The following is a 19,186-nucleotide window of genomic DNA, read 5'->3' on the forward strand; positions in this document are numbered from 1 at the left end:
AGGAATGAAACAATTGAACACTACTATTTTAGATAAAATTTCGAACATTATTAAGTTCATATTAAAATTTGATTCAAAATCTCAAGAAAGATTCGAACGCCTTAAAGGCAAAAGGATAATGATTGAATTGAAGGATATCGAAAAAACTTTTTTTATCCAAATCGGAGATAATTTGGAAAATATTATTAATACCGAATATACCCCCGACTTGAAGATGAAATTTAATTTAAAAGATATTTTAATTATCAAAAATTCTGACAATATAACGCAATTGATAAAATCTGGTAAATTAGATATTGAAGGGGATATGAATGTAGCCCAAAATTTTTCTAATTTATTACAAAAATTATCACCAGATTTAGAAGAAATTTTATCCACATATTTAGGGGACATTTTAGGGTTCAATGTGCACCATGCTTTAGTTTTATTGAAGAATAAAGTGAATGAAGTTCATTCTGATAATAAATTAGTAATGTCAGATTTAATGTTGAATGAAATTAAAATCACACCACACCCTAATGAAGTAGCATATTTTTGTTCAGAAGTGGATGTTTTAAAAATGGACCTTGCAAATTTAGAATTTAAGTTCAATCAAATCAAATCAAAATTAAATAAGAGATAATAATGATTTTCAGTGATTTCAGCAGACTTTATAAAATTATAAAAATAATTTTATCCAATGGATTAGATGAGTTTATACCAAATAATAAGAGTACAAAAAAGATTAAAAAATTTAGAAGAGTACTTTTTTGGATTCGAAATACGAAAAAGGATTTACCAAAGGAAGTTCGGCTAAGGGAAGCCCTTGAAACATTGGGGCCGGTATGGATAAAGCTAGGTCAAATGTTATCTACGCGAAGAGATCTTTTACCTTTAAAAATAATTGAGCAACTTTCACTTCTTCAAGATAATGTAAGCCCCTTTGACGGAAATACTGCCATTAAAATTATAGAAGAATCTTTAGGGGGTAAAATTTGTGAATTCTTTTTTGAGTTTCATAAAAAGCCGCTTGCATCTGCTTCTATTGCACAAGTCCATACAGCAACTCTTATTGAAAATAATAAAGATATTGTCATTAAGGTAATAAGACCGGATATTGAGGATATTATAAAATCAGACCTTAAACTTATGCATCGAATAGCTAAATTTATTGATAGATATTATTATGACAGTAAAAGATTAAAGCCCAAAGACTTAGTCATCGAATATGAAAAACAGCTTTTAAGTGAGCTTGATTTACAACAAGAAGCCGCAAATGGTCTACAACTTCGAAGAAACTTTGAAGACAATAATATGTTATATATTCCAAAAATATACCCAGAATTAAGTACAAAAAATATTTTGGTTATGGAAAGAATTTATGGTATTCAAGTATCCGATCGTGAAACATTAATAAAAAACAAAATTGATTTAAAAGTTCTTGCAGAAAATGCTGTGACAGTTTTTTTTACTCAAGTTTTCAGAGATAGTTTTTTTCATGCTGACATGCATCCCGGAAATATATTTGTTTCACGTGAAACACCCCAAAAGCCAGTTTGGATTGCACTCGACTTTGGTATTGTAGGTACATTAAATAAAGAAGATAAAAGATACCTTGCAGAAAATTTATTAGCCTTTTTTAATCGTGATTACAGAAAAGTTGCTGAACTACATGTTGACTCTGGTTGGGTGCCATATGATACCGACATTGTACAATTTGAATCCTCTATTAGAACGGTATGCGAACCTATATTTCAAAAGAAATTATCAGATATTTCTTTTGGTTATGTTTTCTTAAATCTGTTAAACACAGCCAGAAAATATCAGATGGAAGTTCAGCCTCAATTAGTTTTGTTGCAGAAAACTTTATTATATATTGAAGGTTTAGGGCGGCAATTATATCCAGATTTGGATTTATGGGCGACGGCCAAACCCTTTTTAGAAAAATGGATATCAGAGCAACTTGGTCCTAAGGCATTATTTAATACTATAAAAGAACAGTTACCTTATTGGAGTGAAAAATTCCCAGATCTTCCCGATTTAATTTACCAAAACTTAAATATCAAAAATGATTTAAAAGAACAACTTCAATATAATCAAAAAATTCAGCTAGAGAGTGCAAAAAGGAGAACCTTCACGCAAACTTTATTAGGTATAGGTGCTACATTTACTTTAGGTTCTTTTATTTTGGTGTCAACTTCAGAAGAATTGTCAATCTCATCTTTAATAGTAGGAGTGATTTTTTTTGCACTAAGTTTTTTAAATTCTAAATAAGGATATTTATGGGAAATATAGGAATCTGGCAACTAATATTAGTTATTCTTTTAGTTGTTTTAATCTTTGGTTCAAAAAAATTAAGGTGTTTGGGTTCTGATTTGGGTGCAGCTTTAAAAAACTACAAAAAAGAGACAAAAGATGAAAAGGAAAACAATAAAATAGATGAGTAATTTTTATGTTTGAAATTGGTTTCAATGAGCTTCTATTGTGTGTTGTGTTATTCATATTCTTAGGCTTTGAGAAAACGTTTTTTATATTTGTATTAGTTAAAAGACAATTGAATAAAGCAATTAAATATTTCAGAGTAGCAACAAACGAAAGCTTATTAAACGAAATTCAGGAAAAAGTTATGAAGCTCGACTCTCTTGATGAAAACACTGAGGTAGGCAAAGAGTTAAAAGAAATTAAAAAAATTTTTGAAGAACGAACTAAAAGTGTACAGAGACCATATAAATAAGGATTTTTTATGTCTTATTTGGAACAAATGCGTTATGGAATTATAAAAGCATTTATCTTCTTTTTATTTACTTCGTTAATCTGTGTTTTTTTTTCAAAAGAAATTTTTGAAATAGTCTCAATTCCTTTAAATGATATTAAATCCAACGGATCACCTTTAATTGCGATAGGAGTGACTTCACCTTTATTAATACCTTTAAAAGTAGCATTTTGTGTTTCCTTTTTATTAACATTACCGATAATTTTATTCCAAATTTGGGTTTTTATCTCCCCAGCTTTATACAAAAATGAAAAAATATTTTTCTGCTTAATATTTACTTTCATTGTGGTTTTATTTTATGGGGGATTTTTATTTTCATTTTTAATCGTAATGCCCCAAATAATTTATTTTATAGGATATATCTCACCGGACATAATTAATATTAACACAGATGTAGAAAGATATTTTTCTTTTATTTATTCATTAAGCTTATGTTTGTCTTTATGTTTTCAAGTACCAGTAATTATGATGTTACTAGCGTGGTTTAATCAATCTATCCTAATTCATTTTAAAAAGTTTCGTTCATATGTTTTTGTGGCCTGTTTTATAATAGCTATGTTGCTTACTCCTCCAGACGTACTTACTCAAATTTTAATTGGATTGCCTTTGTATCTTTTGTATGAGCTAGGACTTTTATTGTCATTAATCATTTTTAAGCTCAAAAAAAATGTGGGTGAGATCAATTAGATACTTTTTGTTAGTTGTAAATATATAAAGATAAACTAATTTGAAATAATAGCTAATTATTTAGGTTAATGTGATGAAGTTCAAACCTTTGTATATTGCCTTGTCATCATTGTTCTCATTTAGTATAAATGCACAACAAAAATCACCAAATATTGTTGTAATATTTGGTGATGATATTGGTTGGCAAAATGTAAGTGCGTACGGCATGGGCACAATGGGTTATAGAACCCCCAATATTGATCGAATTGCGAAAGAAGGAATAATTTTTACAGACCATTATGCTCAGCCAAGTTCAACCGCAGGAAGAGCAGCTTTCATTACAGGCCAATATCCAATTAGATCAGGTATGACTACTGTTGCAATGCCTGGTGGTTCTTTAGGATTAAAAAAAGAGTCTCCATCATTGGCAGAAGAATTAAAAAAAATTGGTTATGCTACTGGCCAGTTTGGGAAGAATCACTTAGGAGATCATAACTTTGCTCTTCCAACGGTGCACGGGTTTGATGAATTTTTTGGTAATTTATATCATTTGAATACTCAAGAAGAACATGAACAAAGAGATTATCAAAATTTCGCAATTGAATATGCTGGTTCAGAGGAGGCTTATAAAAATAAATTTGGAACAAGAGGAGTTCTTCATTGTTTTGCAACTACAGAATACAACAATAAAGTAGATCCTAGATTTGGAGTCATTGGAAAACAAGAGTGCAAGGACACAGGTCCTTTAGGTAAAGAAAGAATGAAAAATTTTGATAGAAAGGAAATGTTACCACTTGCGCTAAATTTTATTGATAAATCTATTAAAGGTAATAAACCATTTTTCGTTTGGATTAATACTAGCAGAATGCATTTATATACCCGATTAGATCAAAAGTGGCGTTATAAAGCCGAAAAATATACTAGTGAATATGATTTTCATGGAAGTGGCATGATTCAACATGATAACGATATTGGTTTTTTATTAGATGAGCTTAAAAAAAGAGAACTCGAAGAAAATACTATAGTTATTTATACTACTGATAATGGGCCAGAACACTCATCTTGGCCGCATGGAGGTACTACGCCTTTTAGAGGCGAAAAAATGACAACTTATGAAGGTGGAGTTAGAGTACCTTTTTTAGTTAGATGGCCCAAAGTAATTCCTGAAGGAAAAGTCTTGAATGGGATTCAAGGTCATCAAGATGTTTTTGTAACCCTTACTACTGCAGCAGGCATTAGTGATATTAAACAAAAGGTTATTGAAGATAAAAACCAATATATTGATGGTATTAACAATTTGGATTACTGGAAAGGATTAACGGATACATCTGAAAGAAAATCCATTTTGTATTATTTTGAAGATCAACTTTCTGCTGTTCGTGTTGGACCATGGAAATTTCATTTTGCTATTGCAGAAAATTATTATGATAATTTGCTAAGACTATCTAAACCTAAAATTTATAACTTAAGGGCAGATCCTTTTGAAAGCTATGACTCAATTGATTCAAATGGTCATTTAATACAGAAAATGTCTTGGTTATTAGCGCCTGTGAGTGAAATAGTTAAACAACATGTAGATACCTTGATAAAGTACCCACCAACGCAAGGAGGAAGCACTTTTGATATGACTGAAATTATTGAAGAGGCTAAGACTAAAACACAGCAATAAATAATATAAAAGAGATAAATTTATGGTTAAAGGATTAACAAAAGATACAGTTTTACTGCCAAATATTCCCTTAAAAACAGCTCAAAAAGATAACTCCGTTAAGCCAAAATATAAAAGAAGATTTCATGTGATGGCAAAACCAGGAGGTGCTAAGTGTAATATAGATTGTAAGTATTGCTTTTATCTTCATAAAGAAAAGTTACTTCACCAACCCAAACAACCCAAAATGGATTATGACCTATTAGAAAAGTATATAGTAGATTATATTAACAGTCAGGATAATCAAAATATCGTTTTTTCTTGGCAAGGCGGAGAGCCGACACTGTTGGGAATAGATTATTTTAGAAAAATAATATTTTTTCAGGAAAAACATAAACCCACTGGAAAAAACATATACAATGATCTCCAAACAAATGGAGTTTTAATAAATGATGAATGGTGTAAATTTTTATCTGAAAATAATTTTTTAGTCGGATTATCTATTGATGGACCTGAAAAAATACATGATTACTACAGAATTAGTAAAAGTGGCAAGCCTACATTTAAAAAAGTAATGCAAGCAATATCAAAGCTCAACAAATTTAACATTAAATTTAATGCATTAGTTACAGTTAATAATTTTAATGTGAAATATCCATTGGATATTTACAGGTTTTTGGTAAATGATTTAGGTATTACATATATTCAATTTACTCCATGTGTTGAGCCAAAGCAGTTTAAAGAAGAAGCACCACAATTTTCATCAGATCCTAATGTTCCAAAAATAGGGAGTGATGAATCATTACCAGGTCATCCAATGTCAATTGTCACTAATTGGTCAGTGAATCCAGATGATTGGGGTTTTTTTTTAAAAACAATTTTTACTGAATGGATAAATAATGATTTGGGAACTGTATTGGTAAACTTATTTGAGTCAGCATTGGCTCAAATTATGGGAAAACCATCACAAATCTGTGTTATGTCAGAGTTTTGTGGTAAGGCCTTGGCTATAGAACATAATGGAGACTTATATTCATGCGATCATTTTGTTTATGATGAATATAAACTTGGGAACATAAAGTCACATAAATTAGCTGATATGGCTTTATCTGTTCGTCAAGAAGCTTTTGGTATGTCTAAGAGAGAATCTCTTCCAGTTTTTTGCAGAAAATGTCCGCACCTCAAATTATGTTGGGGCGAGTGTCCAAAAAATAGAATTATTAGGACTCCTGATGGAGAGTTAGGCTTAAATTATTTATGTAGTGGATTTAGGGATTTTTTTGAATACTCTACTCCAATATTAAAGGGATTAGCGCACATATTACAAACTCATAAAAGTTAGTCCCATTACCAAATATAATTGCAAATTGACTTTTGAAATAATGTTTTAATATAATTCAAATATCCAAGACCTTATTTAAACTTATTAAAAGTTACAAGAACACTTAATGACTATAAGTATCAAAATAGATCAATCAAAAAATTATTCTTCATGCATTAATGAAATATGTAAGATTTGGGATATTCGTATTGACTCAACTTCAGACTTTGAGTTTATTATAGAAAATGATTATTTGAAGATAATTGATTTAAAGGAGTATCACTCCGGTGTATATGTGGATTTCTTATCAAAGCAATCAGTTTATCGCCAAAGCTTTGGTGGAGGAAAAAAACAAACAATTTTAAAAGCAATTGGAGTAACAAAATCCCGCACCCCACTAAATATTTTGGATGCTACGCCAGGACTAGGAAAAGATTCATTTGTGTTTTTCTCTCATGGCTGCAATGTTCATATGTTGGAAAGGAATGAGATAGTTTGTGCCTTGCTTGAAAATGGATTAAATAAACTTAAGAACTCAGAAAACTATACTAATAAAGAAAATAGTTTGACTCTAGAAAAAGGAACTATTCTGGACAATATTGGACATTTAGATATGTTTGATGTTGTTTATTTAGATCCAATGTATCCAAAAAGAAATAAATCAGCTAGTGTTAAAAAAGAAATGGCCATGTTTCATAAAATAGTTGGGGACGACAAAGATTCTGATTTTTTGTTGGAGAAAGCTAAGTCTTTAGCAAAAAAGAGAGTTGTTGTAAAAAGACCCAAAGGGGCACCTTTTTTAAATTCGTTAAAACCAGATTTTGAATATTTAAGTAAAAATACAAGATATGATGTATATATTTGATTCATAGTAAAAAAAGCTTCAATATTGAAGCTTTTTTGGTATCTAGCATTTTATGATTAATTCAATTTAAATCTTTTTAACATATATTTCATAGATATTAGCAATCCAATAATAAATATGATAAGACCCACATAGTTTGCTAAATCCCCATATGAGCTACTCACTAGTGAGATAAAGTTTTGGTTACCGGTAGCGCCAATTCCACCAGCTATAAAAATGCTCATAAGTGCTTCACCAACAATTAAGCCTGATGCAACCAATACTCCGGGTGTTTTTTGATTTTCAAAGTCTTCTTCACTGTTAGATCTAGCTTTTAATTTCTTATGGATGAAATATGCAATTATACCACCTATAACTATTGGTAAAATCATGTCCATAGGAAGATAAATAGCTATACTAAAAGAGAACAAGCTAATCCTAGGCCACTTTAAGGCTTTAAAAACATAGTCTAATGCTATTAAAATTACACCAATAGCACCACCTAATAGTAACATATTCCAGTTAAGAGTATGTGTGACTATTCCTTTTGTTAAGGCAGCAGCAATATTTGACTGTGGAGAATTTAATGCATTTGATAAATCCATGTTTGGATGAGGTAGAGGAGCTCCTTGAAGACCATAAGCATTATATAACATATTAAATACAGGTGAAACTATTAAAGCAGCTACAGCAACACCCATCAAAAGAGCCGTTTGTTGTTTCCAGGGCGTAGCTCCTACAATTTGTCCAGTCTTTAAATCTTGTAAGTTATCGTTAGCACAAGCCGCCATTGCTAGTACTAAAGAGGCTATAAATAGCACAATACCTACTATTGATTTATTGACGAGCTCTTGGCTTTCATTTGAAATTTCAAAGTATGCCGAGCCATATAAGCTAAGAACGAGAGCAATTATTATTGCTGTTAAATAAATTAATCCTGAAATTGGACTATTAGATGAACCAATCAAACCGGCCATATAACCAGCTATGGCAGCTATAATAAATCCGATTAAGATAGCTAAAAAAACACAAAAAAGTACGAGAGCAAATAATTTTCCGCCAGTTAATTGTATTGGCTGAGTACCGATAAAATAAGCGATTAAAGCAATTAATGGAATAGCAATAAATAAAATAGCAGTAGAAAGGTATTTAACAGGTATATCTTTTTCGGTTCTTAACATCAAGTCTTCATCAGATAGCTTATTTGCTTTGTGATCTCTGATAGAAGCCATAATTCCTTCGTAAAGTGGCTTAATTAGAGTTATAATTGACCAAAGAGCGGCAACTGCAATACAGCCCACACCAATATATCGTATGTTAGTTGTGTATACGCTATCACTTATATCTGAAAGTGACATGGAAGCATATTCTGGGCTAGCTGAAAAATAAGGAATGAGTACCCAGTTTGCAAAAATTGTTCCGGCTAACATATACAAACATAATCTAGCTCCAATTAGGTAACCAGCACCGACTAAAGCAAAACCAAATCCACAGCTAGTAGATGCAACACTACCACCAATTTTTGAAAGATGTGAAATGCCACCACTTGCAAGTTTAAAGCCATTTATTAGTAAACTTGCGGCTGCAGAAATTAAGCCACCACTTACAAGAAAACCAATACCAGATTCTTTTTTTTCATTTTGTTTTTTAGATTGGATTATTGTTTCGCCGACCTTTAAAACTTCTGCTGCTGCTGTTCCCTCAGGAAAAGGTAAGTCCTTTTCACTTTCAACAACAAGAGCACGTCTAAGAGGTATGGTGAAAAATACACCTAACAATCCACCAAGAAGTGAAATTAAAGTCGTTTGCCAATATGGGAAATTAGCCCATGTGCCAACAATTATTAGAGCTGGTAAAGCAAAAACAATTGCTGATGAAGTGCCTCCAGTCGAAGCAAAAGTTTGTACAGCAGTATTTTCAAGAATATTTGAGTTCTTAAATCGACTTAATACGGCCATTGATATTACTGCAGCAGGTAATGTGGTGGAAAAAGTTAAACCAACTTTCAGTGCAAGGTACATATTTGCTGCCATTAATATTAATGTGATAAACGCCGCCAAAAGACAAGCTCTTATAGTGAGCTCTGGTAGTTTTTGTGACGCTGGTATAAAGCTTTTCAATTTGTTCTCCAAGATTATCGTGTTTGTAAAAAAAAAGTTTAAATATGGTTTAAACTGTATATAAGATAATCATTTTTTTTGAGTTTACAAGTTAAAAATATTTGATTAAGGTAGATTATTTAACTTTTAAAACGTAGTTTGCAGTTTATTTAACTGCTAAATTCTAATTTGCAATTTAATTATCTGTTTATTTTGTTTATTTGGTCTTATTATCTACGATCAACTAATGATTGAGTTGATAATTTTTATCTATTGGCAGGTTATTTTTTGAACATTTTTTTGCGAGTAATCTTATTATGACTAAAATAATTATGATTTTATCTTTTATTTCTTTTTGCGCATTAGGGCAGTCAAACTTGAGTTTGGATAACTGGAAGTGGAAGAAAAGAGTTTTACTTGTTAATGGTGACCCCAATTTAACAAAAAAACTATTTTTAAAAAATAAATTGGAATTCAACCATTACAATTTAAACTTAATATTAAATTTAAATAAATTCCAGTTGAGTTCTGAAAATAATTTTATTCATAAATTAAATATTTCAAATGTAAATAATATGTTTAAATATAATAACCTTATTCTCATAGGTTTAGATGGAAAAATTAAATATCAAGCAAAAAATATCTCACAAAATGAGTTGAATTCAGTTTATAGCTTAATCCGTACTATGCCGATGTATAAGTCTAATTAATAGTGTTTTCAAATAGATTTTTTAATTCTTTAAATGCCAGGTCTTTTTCATTATTATCAATATAGTAATTAATTAATTTATATATATCATCTTTTTGTTTTTTTTCAGAAATTACTAACTTTAAATATTTGATTGCCGTGTTAATATTTTTGTTTTTGAAATTTAATTGATAAAGAGTCTTGTATGCTTCGTATTTAAAAGGTAAGTTTTCATCTTTTTCTAATAATCGTTCAATTTGTATTAAAATAGAACTGTAATCCATTAGTTTAATATTAGCAACATGATGTACATACTGTAATGAATTTGTCTTTTTTTGCAAATTATATATAAAATTATATGCTTCCTCATTTTGATGATTTTCAATTAAACCATCGATGTATAGATTGGTGATTGACGGATTATTTTTTATGTTTTTAGGTAAAGAGTTTCTGAATTTTTTAATTTTAGTAAGATCGTGTTGTTTAATGAGATCTAATATTTCCACTTTAAATTTATTGATTTCAAATAATTGACTTTCTTCCCTAGTAATGAGCTTATCTTTAATTAATTTAGGACTTATTTTTGTTAGTTCATCCCATTTACCTAGTGCTTTTAAGTTACATATTTGAATTGATTTTTCATGATTAGAGAGAGATCTTTTAATTTTATTTAGATAGTCCAAGCTCTCTAAGAAGTTGTTTTTTTATAATAATAGTCAGCTATTATAGAAAAAGAATCGAAGCTCTGCGCTTTATCTGTGATCAACTTTTCATACTTTTTTATTTCAGATAAGCTATCATTTTGACACGAAATAAACAAAGCATTTAAAATTGCAGCTTCAGTTAATGAATTCTTGTTTTTTTTGCTAATAATATTATTTAATTCTTTTAAAGCTTGATCTCCACTTTTCATAACTAAGTTTTTGTTTGCAGATATAAATAGTTCTAGGTTACGTCTTTGGTATTTACTATAGAATATTTTTTTGAAAATATTGTTCATATTCAAGATATAAAATAAAACTTTACCTAAGAATAAGGCCAAAAGAATACAAATAACAAAAGAAATTAAGTTCATCTGAATACTATAATTATAAAGCTTAATATATATTTCTGAATTATTTGAAACAATATTGCCACTAAATATGAATACAAAAATAAGGAAAAGAGCAACTAATAATAACTTAATCATAACTCTTCTCCTTAGTTGGGGAATCAATATCTTTCATTTCTTCTTTTTGTTAACTTGTTGTATTAACTTGTATGAAGCTAGTTCATATTCATTTTGTTCATTTTGGGAGTGGATATTTTTCAATTTACTTATAAAGGCTTTATTATTATCAATATTTTGGTTTAAATTTTTAGTAATAAAATTCAAAGTATTTTTTAATCTTACTGAAAACTCCCTAGGGTTATTCTGGTCTAAAGCACTAATACAACTTTCTAATTTTAAATATATTATATTTTTGGTTAGCTTTATATTTTCAAACCACATTTGATCAGGTTGAAGAGTCTTAACAACAAACATTTTTTCTATCATAGCCTTTAGATTATTAAAAAATACTTCCAAAGATGAAGATTGGACGTTAGCACTTCTTTCTTCAACAGTTTCTTTTAAGTTGTTGAAATCAAGATTATTAATTTCATTTTGTAAAACTTGGATAGTTTGCTGAGCAGAAGTTTTATTAGATGTTTGTGTTTTTTCTAACTTATTGATATCTGTGCTAATAGTGTTTTTGAAGCCGTATGAGTCGATGGTGTTTGCCGAATTTATTGTATTTTGTGCAAGTTTCAGGGCTAGAATAGCATTTTTGATATTGTGCTTTATTGACAATTCTGTTTGAGCAATATTGATATAATATGTAAGTTCAGCTAAAGTCCAAATGTTTTTATTATGGGATTCTGATTGAGTATCGTAAAAAATTGAATATTTTTTTTGTTTTCCTTTGATTGTTTTTGAATTGAATCAATATTGAGTTGGATTTTTTTTAAATTATTGGTGTTAGAGGATGTTAAATTTTTAACATTTAATTTTAGTTCATTCAGTTGATTATCGTTAGCTACAAAGTTTTGATGGAATTTGTATAAAAATCCCAAACTAATAAACGAAAAAAATAAAGACATAATAATAAGTGTTGTAAAAAAAATAAACTTTTTATCAATTTTTTTTACTTTAGAAGGAAGTAATTTAGTTTTATTATTTTTTGGTTCCATTGAATTTAATCCTACTTAGATAAATTATAAATGTCGATAATTTTATTGATTATAGCTTTGTTTGATACATTTTTTACAATTATACAGTCCTTAAACCCCATTTTCATCGCTTCTATTTTTATTCTCATGCTTGGTAGAAGTATAGTGCAATTGTTGAACCATAATTTATTAGAGGCACTACAGTGTGTTTCGAGAAACTTCAATTGGTTTAAACTGGTAACAACTAAATGAGTATAATTATGTATTTTCCATTGATTAAAATCAATCGCATTCTCATTCCATTTAATATTATAAACTTCTAATTGTGATACACTCATAAATCTTTCTTTTAATGTTTTATAAATTAACTTTCTTCCATTGTTACCAGCTAAAATTAAAACATTTTGAGTTCTATTGGCTAAATGTTTAAAAATGTTTAATTCGAGAAGGTTTTCGCTAGAGTACGATGAAGGGTAGGTTGCTTCAAAAGTTGTTAACTCTTGAAATGTTTCTGCAGTTCGTTTACCAACAGCTATGTAGTTGATATTTTGAGGCCAAAAGAAATTATTTTCTTTTAAGTAATTTGATGTGCTTATAACAGAGTTTTTACTTGTAAGTATTATGATATCTCGAGTATTTAGAGAGAGAAATTTATTTCGAATAAATTTTAAATCCGGTCCGGGCAATATATTAAAAATATTTGAATGGTTTAGCAATATGTTAAAATTTTTAAGTCCTTTTTTTATTTCTAAAAAATCATTAAGTTCTCGAAAAATTAAGAAGTTCATTTTATTGTTGATTGACTCATAATTATTGTTGAGTTACTACTTAACATTTTTTTAGCCAAAGATGTACCTAAGGTTTTAGGGTGTTTAATTGAACCAACATCATAACTCATTAAAACCTGATCTCCATTGGCCGTTGAAATGAAGCCCTTTAGAAATAGCTTTTCTTTGTCAATGGTTGCAAATGCAGCAATGGCTGTTTGACAACTTCCTTCCAAGGTATTGTAGAATGTTTTTTCTGCATCAGTAGTTATTTCTGTATTAGGATTATTTATAGAACGGATTAACTGATTTAGCTTTGTATTGTCTTTACAAGTCTCTATTCCAATAACGCCTTGTGCTGCTGCTGGGATCATTAATGGGGGGTATAGAATTTGTGTAATTCTTTTTTTCAAACCTATGCGTTCAAGACCGGCAGAGGCTAAGATTATAGCATCATAATGATTATTATCTAATTTTGATAATCTGGTGTTGACATTACCTCGTAACTGCTTAATTTGTATATCAGGCCTATTCAAAAGTATTTGGGCTGACCTTCTCGCACTAGATGTGCCAACAATAGCATTAATAGGAAGAGAATCAAAAGATTCATATTTGTTAGAAACCATAGCATCATAAGGAGATGCCCTTTCAAGAACGGCGGTAATTGTAAGTTCATGAGGATTTTCTTTGGGTAAGTCTTTCATGGAGTGCACTGCGATATCAGCTTTTCCTTCTAATAAAGCATTTTGTATTTCTTTAACAAAAAGCCCCTTTCCACCAATTTTACTGAGTGGGGTATTTTGAATTTTATCGCCTTTCGTCGATAAGGGTAGAAGTTCACACTCTAGGTCAGGAGATTGACTTTCAATTTTAAGCTTTACATAACTAGCTTGCCACATAGCAAGTTGACTCTTTCTAGTTGCTATAATAATTTTTTTCTTATTTTGCATATAGTATTTTTTATAATTATACAGAACGTTACTTATAATATAACATTATGATATATATTAAAATTAAACAAGAATACTTTTTGGTTAGAAAATGTTATCATTGAGAAGTTTTTTTATTATTTTACATAAAATATTCTATTTGAGGCTAATTTGTTAGGTTATATTGAAAGAGTCAGTAAAAAAGTAACTCAATTGAACAATGAGCGTATGGAAAAGTCTCGTTTAATGATGCCAAAAAGTGCACAACAAATATTAGACTTGATTCCTTTATTTCTTCACTATAATGATTCTTTTATGCCATGCTATGTATCAGACTGTGTCCCATCAGGTGTTTGGAAATTTCAAGCTAATGCAGAGCAACTCAAATATATAGAACGTTTCATTCAGTTTGACATAGAATCAGATTTATCTGCTGATGATAAAGAACTAACCCCAAGCATTATTGGAATTTACTCAATGGGTAGTACTGGATCTATGGGGCAAAGCTTAACTAGTGATCTTGATATCTGGGTTTGTGTAGATAATTCAATGACAGAACTTGAAATTAATTTACTTAATGATAAATGTAACTTAATTTCAAAATGGGCATCAGCGCTAAATATCGAGGTAACTTTTTTTATAATTAAACAGAATAGATTTAGGAAATTATCTTCGGAGTCAGTGGATGGTGAGAATTGTGGCTCTAGTCAACACTTTTTGTTGTTGGATGAATTTTATCGTTCATCAATATGCTTAGCTGGAAAAAAAATACTTTGGCATGTGATACCTCCAGATATGGAGAGCTGTTATGATGAGTATATAGAAAAACTACAAGAAAAAAAAATTATTAGCTTAAAAGATTGGATTGATTTTGGTCCCTTGAATAAAATTTCTCCATCAGAATATTTTGGTGCAAATTTATGGCATCTCTATAAGAGTATTGACTCTCCATATAAATCCGTATTAAAAGCAATTTTATTAGAGACTTATTCATGGGAATACCCACATACTGAATTATTAAGTAGTAAGCTTAAAAAAATGATACATTCAAAACAAGATATTGATTATAAATTTGATGCTTATTATCTAATGTTAAGTAAAGCAACAACATATCTCAAAGTTAAAAATGATTCATTTAGGTTGGATTTGATTAGAAGATGTTTTTATCTGAAAACCCACGAAAAATTATCACAGATTAATTCTATTCAGTCAGTAGCATGGCGAAAAGCTATCTTAAAGAAGCTATCCTATCGCTGGGATTGGAAATCAGATTTAATTCAAGAGTTAGATTCGCGTAAATCATGGAAGATTGAAAATGTAAAAAAAATGCATGATATGTTATTACAGTCATTAATGACGAGTTATCGAGAGTTGATGAAGTTTGCAAGAAAAAATAATATTAATTCCGTTATTAGTCCAGAAGACATAAGTGTGCTATCACGAAAGCTTTATGCAAGTTTTGAAGTTCTTCCTGGAAAAGTTTCACTGTTAAACCCTCAGATTACTTCAGATCTTGCAGAAGAAAACTTACTCTTTATCTCATCTAAGTCACATATGAAAGGTTGGCATTTATACAAAAGCTCACTAAAACCAAATGAGTTGATTGGTAAATTATCGTTAGAATCAAATTCATATTTAAGCAAACTTTTAGCTTGGTCATACTTTAATGGTTTATTAATAAATGAAACTAACATTTTCTTGCGAGATGTTTATCATGACTTGAATCAAATTAAGCTTTTACAGGCAATAAATGATTTGAAAAATACATTTGAACTAGACTTTGAAAAAACTTCTTTGGAGTCTTTGAGAGGTCCATGTGAAATCAAAGAGTTAATGATAATGATAAATTTTGAGGAAGACCCCACCTCTAAATTAGACACAAAACTAATAGATACTAATTTTACGAATGAGAATTTCCTGAGTTATGGTGAGCACAAAATTAGTTTAGTTGGAAGTATTGATTTAATCTATAAAAATTCATGGAACGAAATTAGAACACTTAATTTTACAGGATATAATTCTATTTTGTTAGCTCTTAAAACATTATTAGGTAAAATGCACAATGAAGCAAGCCACCCAAGACAAATTGATGTATATTGTTATAGTCAAAATTTGACGTCTCATTTAAGAAATTACGTTTTTCAGTTAGTCTCGGAATGCATTAATATGAGGCTAAGTACCAAATATAGTTCTATGAAGAAACAATTTAAAACACTTTCCATTTGTCATAAAATTTATGGATTATTTTTTGAGGCTAAAGGTGTTACTGTTAAACCTTTAGAAAATCCTATCGATTTTTATGCAGATATTTCAGCCAATAAGTTAAAAAAACAATTTGATCATAAAAATATACTAATAAACCAATTAAATGCACCTAATGTTGTACATTCTTTTGCAAGTGAAGGTCTGGTTCAATGTTTTTTTGAAGATTGTGATATCGGTTTTAATATTTATATTTTAGATGAGAATAACAAAGTTGAGGCATATTATCAAAATACAGGAAACAAAAATGAATTGATTAATGGAATGAATAAATTTTATGCTTCAGAGAAAAATGTTCATTATGAGACTACAATTAATTTTAATCTCCCTCAATTTTATAATATTATACAAAATACAGAAGGAGAGCTTCATATTGTTCCTTTTAAAAGTAGTAACTCAAACTAATTATTTTTGAGCTCCTCTCTTATTTTTGTAAGTAAGTCGATTGAATCTTTTGACGAGTACCAATGTCCATCTGTAAAAGCAAAATGGAATCCACCTTTTGTTGATGCTAACCAAATTTCCTTCATTGCTTCTTGTTTATTAATTATAATTTCATAACCACTCTCAAACTCCAATGATAATATATTGCCATTTATTTCATACTCTACATCATCATTGATAGATTCAATTAATTCTATTATTTGCTCAAATGCCTTTTCAGCAAGATTTAAATAGGTTGTATTATCCATATTTCCTTCTAATTTACTTGATTTTTAGTTGAATAATGAGATTATAGTTTAATTAAGAAAAAGAATCACTTGGTTATTAAAATGAAATTTTTAGTTATAATGTTTACTTTAATATCTTTATTGTTTTTATCCGGTTGTGGTAATACAGGGCCCCTTTATCAACCAGATAAAAACAATGACAAAAAGCAATCAAAAGATAGTTTTTTGTTATATTGAATAGGAGTATGAATTTTGGATTATTTTGAATTTAAAGATCATGAGTTGTGGTGTGAGGATGTAAAACTTAGCGATGTTGCAAAAAAATTTGGTACACCACTGTATGTATATTCAAAAAAAACTTTTTTAAGACATTATCAAGCATTCACAAAACCATTAAGTTCTCACCCACACTTAATTTGTTATTCGGTAAAAGTAAATTCAAATATAGCTATACTGAATTGTTTAGCAAGAGCTGGCTCTGGATTTGATATTGTTTCTGGAGGTGAATTAGAACGAGTAATAAGAGCAGGAGGAGATCCTAAAAAAGTTGTGTTTTCTGGTGTGGGAAAAACTAGAATTGAGATTGAGAATGCCTTAAATGTAGGCATTAAAAGTTTTAATGTTGAATCACGAAGTGAACTAGACTTAATTAATAAAATAGCTAAAGAATTAGGAAAGATCGCGCCAATTTCAATACGAGTAAACCCTGATGTTGATGCAGAAACTCATCCATACATTACGACAGGACTTAAAGATAATAAGTTTGGAATATCGTACAAAAAAGCCATTGATGAATTTGTATATGCAGATTCTTTAGAAAATATTGAAGTTGAAGGTGTTGACTGTCATATCGGTTCACAATTGACTAAACTGAGTCCTTTTGAAGATGCGTTATCACGAGTATTGGCTTTAGTTGATAATCTTAAACAAAAAGGATTAAATATCAAACATATTGATCTTGGTGGAGGGCTTGGTGTTGTTTATGATAAAGAAAATCCACCGCTACCAAGTGAATATTCAGAAAAAATTTTACAACAATTACGACAATATCCAGATATGGAGTTAATTCTTGAACCTGGAAGAGCGATTGCTGCAAATGCCGGAGTTCTTCTAACTGAAGTACTAACAATTAAAGAAAATGAAGCAAAAAACTTTGCTATTGTTGATGCAGCAATGAATGACTTAATCAGACCAACACTTTACAACGCGTGGCAGAAAATTGTCCCTTTGAAATTGAATAATAAATATATGAAAAATTATGATGTTGTGGGACCAATTTGTGAAACAGGAGATTTTTTGGGTAAAGATCGAAAACTGTCAATAGTTGAAGGAGATTATCTAGCTATTAAATCAGCTGGAGCTTATGGTTTTGTTATGTCATCCAATTATAACTCTAGAGGGAGAGCTGCAGAGATTTTTATTGATGAATCTAAAGTTTTTGAAATTAGAAAAAGGGAAAATATAGATAATTTGTTAGAGTTGGAAGTAATACCTAATTTTGATGAGGCACCAAATGAGAGTTAATTTTTCTAAAATGCACGGGTTAGGAAATGACTTTATGGTTGTTGATTGTATAACGCAAAATGTTTTCTTTTCTAAAGATATGATTAAACGATTAGGAAATAGAAATACTGGTGTAGGCTTTGATCAACTGCTTTTGGTTGAAGCACCATATGATCCAGATATTGATTTTAATTATAGAATTTTTAATGTTGATGGATCAGAGGTTGAACAATGTGGAAATGGTGCAAGGTGCTTCGCTAGCTTTGTCAGAAGAAAGGGTCTTTCCAATAAAAAAAATATTAAGGTAAGCACAAAGTCAGGTAAATATGTATTAACGATACAGCCAGATAAATCTGTAAAGGTTAATATGGGTAAGCCTATTTTTGAGCCTGAAAAAATTCCTTTTCAAGCTACAAAAAAAGAAAACACTTACATCATTCGAGAACAAGGTGAAACCATTTTTTTTAGTGTAGTTAGTATGGGAAACCCTCATGCAGTCATAACTGTAAATGATATTAAAAATTGTAATTTTAATAAAGTAGGTAAGATTTTAGAGTCACACCATCGCTTTCCTAATAAAGTCAATGTTGGTTTTATGCAAATAATTTCAGATAATTTTATAAAACTCAGAGTTTATGAAAGAGGGGTAGGTGAGACATTTGCATGTGGTTCGGGTGCATGTGCTGCTGTGGCTATTGGACAATCAAACAATTTATTAGAATCTAAGGTTCGAGTTGAGTTGCTAGGAGGAACACTAGATATAATGAAAGATTGCTCATCTGACTCAATATTTTTAATTGGTGAAGCAAAACATGTATTTGATGGTTTCTTGAATATTTAAAGGGT

General features: G+C 29.7%; 21 protein-coding genes. 13 read left to right on the forward strand and 8 right to left on the reverse strand.

Features of this window, described 5'->3' with window-relative positions; all coding sequences use genetic code 11:
* The first annotated feature begins 13 nt into the window (after positions 1-13).
* The 8 genes from CF386_RS03475 to CF386_RS03510 all read left to right on the forward strand — a co-directional run bounded on the left by CF386_RS03475 (position 14) and on the right by CF386_RS03510 (position 7,252).
* Positions 14-622, forward strand: a complete 609-nt coding sequence (locus CF386_RS03475) for a ubiquinone biosynthesis accessory factor UbiJ (RefSeq protein WP_158522286.1) — start codon at positions 14-16, stop codon at positions 620-622.
* A gap of 2 nt (positions 623-624) precedes the next feature.
* Positions 625-2,253 (forward strand): ubiquinone biosynthesis regulatory protein kinase UbiB, encoded by a 1,629-nt coding sequence (gene ubiB / locus CF386_RS03480; protein WP_089073067.1) that lies wholly within the window; start codon positions 625-627, stop codon positions 2,251-2,253.
* A gap of 8 nt (positions 2,254-2,261) precedes the next feature.
* Positions 2,262-2,426, forward strand: coding sequence for a twin-arginine translocase TatA/TatE family subunit (tatA, locus tag CF386_RS03485; protein WP_089073068.1), 165 nt, complete (start codon positions 2,262-2,264; stop codon positions 2,424-2,426).
* A gap of 5 nt (positions 2,427-2,431) precedes the next feature.
* A complete protein-coding gene (locus CF386_RS03490; RefSeq protein WP_089073069.1) occupies positions 2,432-2,713 on the forward strand; it encodes a hypothetical protein in 282 nt (93 codons plus the stop codon).
* A gap of 27 nt (positions 2,714-2,740) precedes the next feature.
* Positions 2,741-3,439 carry a twin-arginine translocase subunit TatC gene (gene tatC, locus CF386_RS13605; RefSeq protein ID WP_404824955.1) on the forward strand — a complete coding sequence of 233 codons (699 nt, stop codon included), beginning with the start codon at positions 2,741-2,743 and terminating at the stop codon, positions 3,437-3,439.
* 73 nt (positions 3,440-3,512) lie between these two features.
* Positions 3,513-5,087: an arylsulfatase gene (locus tag CF386_RS03500; protein ID WP_089073071.1), complete on the forward strand. Its 1,575-nt coding sequence runs from the start codon at positions 3,513-3,515 to the stop codon at positions 5,085-5,087.
* 22 nt (positions 5,088-5,109) lie between these two features.
* Positions 5,110-6,408 (forward strand): anaerobic sulfatase maturase, encoded by a 1,299-nt coding sequence (locus tag CF386_RS03505; protein WP_089073072.1) that lies wholly within the window; start codon positions 5,110-5,112, stop codon positions 6,406-6,408.
* Between the two features lie 106 nt (positions 6,409-6,514).
* Positions 6,515-7,252, forward strand: a complete 738-nt coding sequence (locus tag CF386_RS03510; protein WP_089073073.1) for a class I SAM-dependent methyltransferase — start codon at positions 6,515-6,517, stop codon at positions 7,250-7,252.
* Positions 7,253-7,308: 56 nt separating this feature from the next.
* On the opposite strand, the gene CF386_RS03515 is transcribed toward CF386_RS03510, so the two are convergent.
* The gene (locus CF386_RS03515; RefSeq protein WP_158522287.1) at positions 7,309-9,351 is read right to left on the reverse strand and encodes an OPT family oligopeptide transporter; all 2,043 of its coding nucleotides are present in this window, start codon (positions 9,349-9,351) and stop codon (positions 7,309-7,311) included.
* Positions 9,352-9,647: 296 nt separating this feature from the next.
* Here CF386_RS03515 and CF386_RS03520 point away from each other — a divergent pair, with 296 nt between their 5' ends.
* A complete protein-coding gene (locus tag CF386_RS03520) occupies positions 9,648-10,040 on the forward strand; it encodes a DUF4174 domain-containing protein (RefSeq protein WP_089073075.1) in 393 nt (130 codons plus the stop codon).
* Here the strand turns inward: CF386_RS03520 and CF386_RS03525 are convergent.
* Genes CF386_RS03525 through hemC form a run of 6 tightly spaced genes read right to left on the reverse strand, consistent with a single transcriptional unit; the run spans position 10,033 to position 13,925 of the window.
* Positions 10,033-10,701 carry a heme biosynthesis protein HemY gene (locus tag CF386_RS03525; protein ID WP_089073076.1) on the reverse strand — a complete coding sequence of 223 codons (669 nt, stop codon included), beginning with the start codon at positions 10,699-10,701 and terminating at the stop codon, positions 10,033-10,035. The two genes, CF386_RS03520 and CF386_RS03525, sit on opposite strands and share 8 nt — an antisense overlap.
* Before the next feature lie 5 nt (positions 10,702-10,706).
* Positions 10,707-11,207, reverse strand: a complete 501-nt coding sequence (locus CF386_RS03530; RefSeq protein WP_089073077.1) for a hypothetical protein — start codon at positions 11,205-11,207, stop codon at positions 10,707-10,709.
* 33 nt (positions 11,208-11,240) lie between these two features.
* On the reverse strand, positions 11,241-11,849 hold the full coding sequence (locus CF386_RS03535; protein ID WP_264080472.1) for a uroporphyrinogen-III C-methyltransferase: 609 nt from the start codon (positions 11,847-11,849) through the stop codon (positions 11,241-11,243).
* Between the two features lie 38 nt (positions 11,850-11,887).
* Positions 11,888-12,229: a hypothetical protein gene (locus CF386_RS03540; protein WP_089073079.1), complete on the reverse strand. Its 342-nt coding sequence runs from the start codon at positions 12,227-12,229 to the stop codon at positions 11,888-11,890.
* Positions 12,230-12,240: 11 nt separating this feature from the next.
* Positions 12,241-12,996, reverse strand: coding sequence for a uroporphyrinogen-III synthase (locus CF386_RS03545; protein WP_089073080.1), 756 nt, complete (start codon positions 12,994-12,996; stop codon positions 12,241-12,243).
* Entirely contained in the window at positions 12,993-13,925 is a 933-nt protein-coding gene (gene hemC, locus CF386_RS03550) for a hydroxymethylbilane synthase (protein ID WP_089073081.1), read from the reverse strand. Before hemC ends, CF386_RS03545 begins: the two co-directional genes overlap by 4 nt.
* 150 nt (positions 13,926-14,075) lie before the next feature.
* Here hemC and CF386_RS03555 point away from each other — a divergent pair, with 150 nt between their 5' ends.
* A complete protein-coding gene (locus tag CF386_RS03555) occupies positions 14,076-16,571 on the forward strand; it encodes a class I adenylate cyclase (RefSeq protein ID WP_089073082.1) in 2,496 nt (831 codons plus the stop codon).
* On the opposite strand, the gene cyaY is transcribed toward CF386_RS03555, so the two are convergent.
* Entirely contained in the window at positions 16,568-16,858 is a 291-nt protein-coding gene (gene cyaY, locus CF386_RS03560; protein WP_089073083.1) for an iron donor protein CyaY, read from the reverse strand. The two genes, CF386_RS03555 and cyaY, sit on opposite strands and share 4 nt — an antisense overlap.
* Positions 16,859-16,939: 81 nt before the next feature.
* Between cyaY and lptM the strand changes: the two genes are divergently transcribed.
* From lptM to dapF, 3 genes are read left to right on the forward strand one after another with little or no spacing between them, the layout of a single operon-like run.
* Positions 16,940-17,074, forward strand: coding sequence for an LPS translocon maturation chaperone LptM (lptM, locus tag CF386_RS12905; protein WP_089073084.1), 135 nt, complete (start codon positions 16,940-16,942; stop codon positions 17,072-17,074).
* A 15-nt stretch (positions 17,075-17,089) separates the two neighbouring features.
* Positions 17,090-18,361 carry a diaminopimelate decarboxylase gene (gene lysA, locus CF386_RS03570; RefSeq protein ID WP_089073085.1) on the forward strand — a complete coding sequence of 424 codons (1,272 nt, stop codon included), beginning with the start codon at positions 17,090-17,092 and terminating at the stop codon, positions 18,359-18,361.
* Entirely contained in the window at positions 18,351-19,181 is an 831-nt protein-coding gene (dapF, locus tag CF386_RS03575) for a diaminopimelate epimerase (protein WP_089073086.1), read from the forward strand. The genes lysA and dapF overlap by 11 nt, the downstream gene beginning before the upstream one ends.
* The last annotated feature ends 5 nt before the right edge of the window (positions 19,182-19,186 follow it).

Origin of the sequence: Paraphotobacterium marinum, from assembly GCF_002216855.1 — a bacterium.
GTDB lineage: Bacteria > Pseudomonadota > Gammaproteobacteria > Enterobacterales > Vibrionaceae > Paraphotobacterium > Paraphotobacterium marinum.

Coding starts and splice junctions, on each gene's coding strand:
- ubiB (WP_089073067.1), top strand. CDS start 625: ATGATTTTCAGTGATTTCAGCAGACTTTATAAAATTATAAAAATAATT.
- tatA (WP_089073068.1), top strand. CDS start 2,262: ATGGGAAATATAGGAATCTGGCAACTAATATTAGTTATTCTTTTAGTT.
- CF386_RS03490 (WP_089073069.1), top strand. CDS start 2,432: ATGTTTGAAATTGGTTTCAATGAGCTTCTATTGTGTGTTGTGTTATTC.
- tatC (WP_404824955.1), top strand. CDS start 2,741: ATGCGTTATGGAATTATAAAAGCATTTATCTTCTTTTTATTTACTTCG.
- CF386_RS03500 (WP_089073071.1), top strand. CDS start 3,513: ATGAAGTTCAAACCTTTGTATATTGCCTTGTCATCATTGTTCTCATTT.
- CF386_RS03505 (WP_089073072.1), top strand. CDS start 5,110: ATGGTTAAAGGATTAACAAAAGATACAGTTTTACTGCCAAATATTCCC.
- CF386_RS03510 (WP_089073073.1), top strand. CDS start 6,515: ATGACTATAAGTATCAAAATAGATCAATCAAAAAATTATTCTTCATGC.
- CF386_RS03520 (WP_089073075.1), top strand. CDS start 9,648: ATGACTAAAATAATTATGATTTTATCTTTTATTTCTTTTTGCGCATTA.
- CF386_RS03530 (WP_089073077.1), bottom strand. CDS start 11,207: ATGATTAAGTTATTATTAGTTGCTCTTTTCCTTATTTTTGTATTCATA.
- CF386_RS03540 (WP_089073079.1), bottom strand. CDS start 12,229: ATGGAACCAAAAAATAATAAAACTAAATTACTTCCTTCTAAAGTAAAA.
- CF386_RS03545 (WP_089073080.1), bottom strand. CDS start 12,996: ATGAACTTCTTAATTTTTCGAGAACTTAATGATTTTTTAGAAATAAAA.
- hemC (WP_089073081.1), bottom strand. CDS start 13,925: ATGCAAAATAAGAAAAAAATTATTATAGCAACTAGAAAGAGTCAACTT.
- cyaY (WP_089073083.1), bottom strand. CDS start 16,858: ATGGATAATACAACCTATTTAAATCTTGCTGAAAAGGCATTTGAGCAA.
- lptM (WP_089073084.1), top strand. CDS start 16,940: ATGAAATTTTTAGTTATAATGTTTACTTTAATATCTTTATTGTTTTTA.
- dapF (WP_089073086.1), top strand. CDS start 18,351: ATGAGAGTTAATTTTTCTAAAATGCACGGGTTAGGAAATGACTTTATG.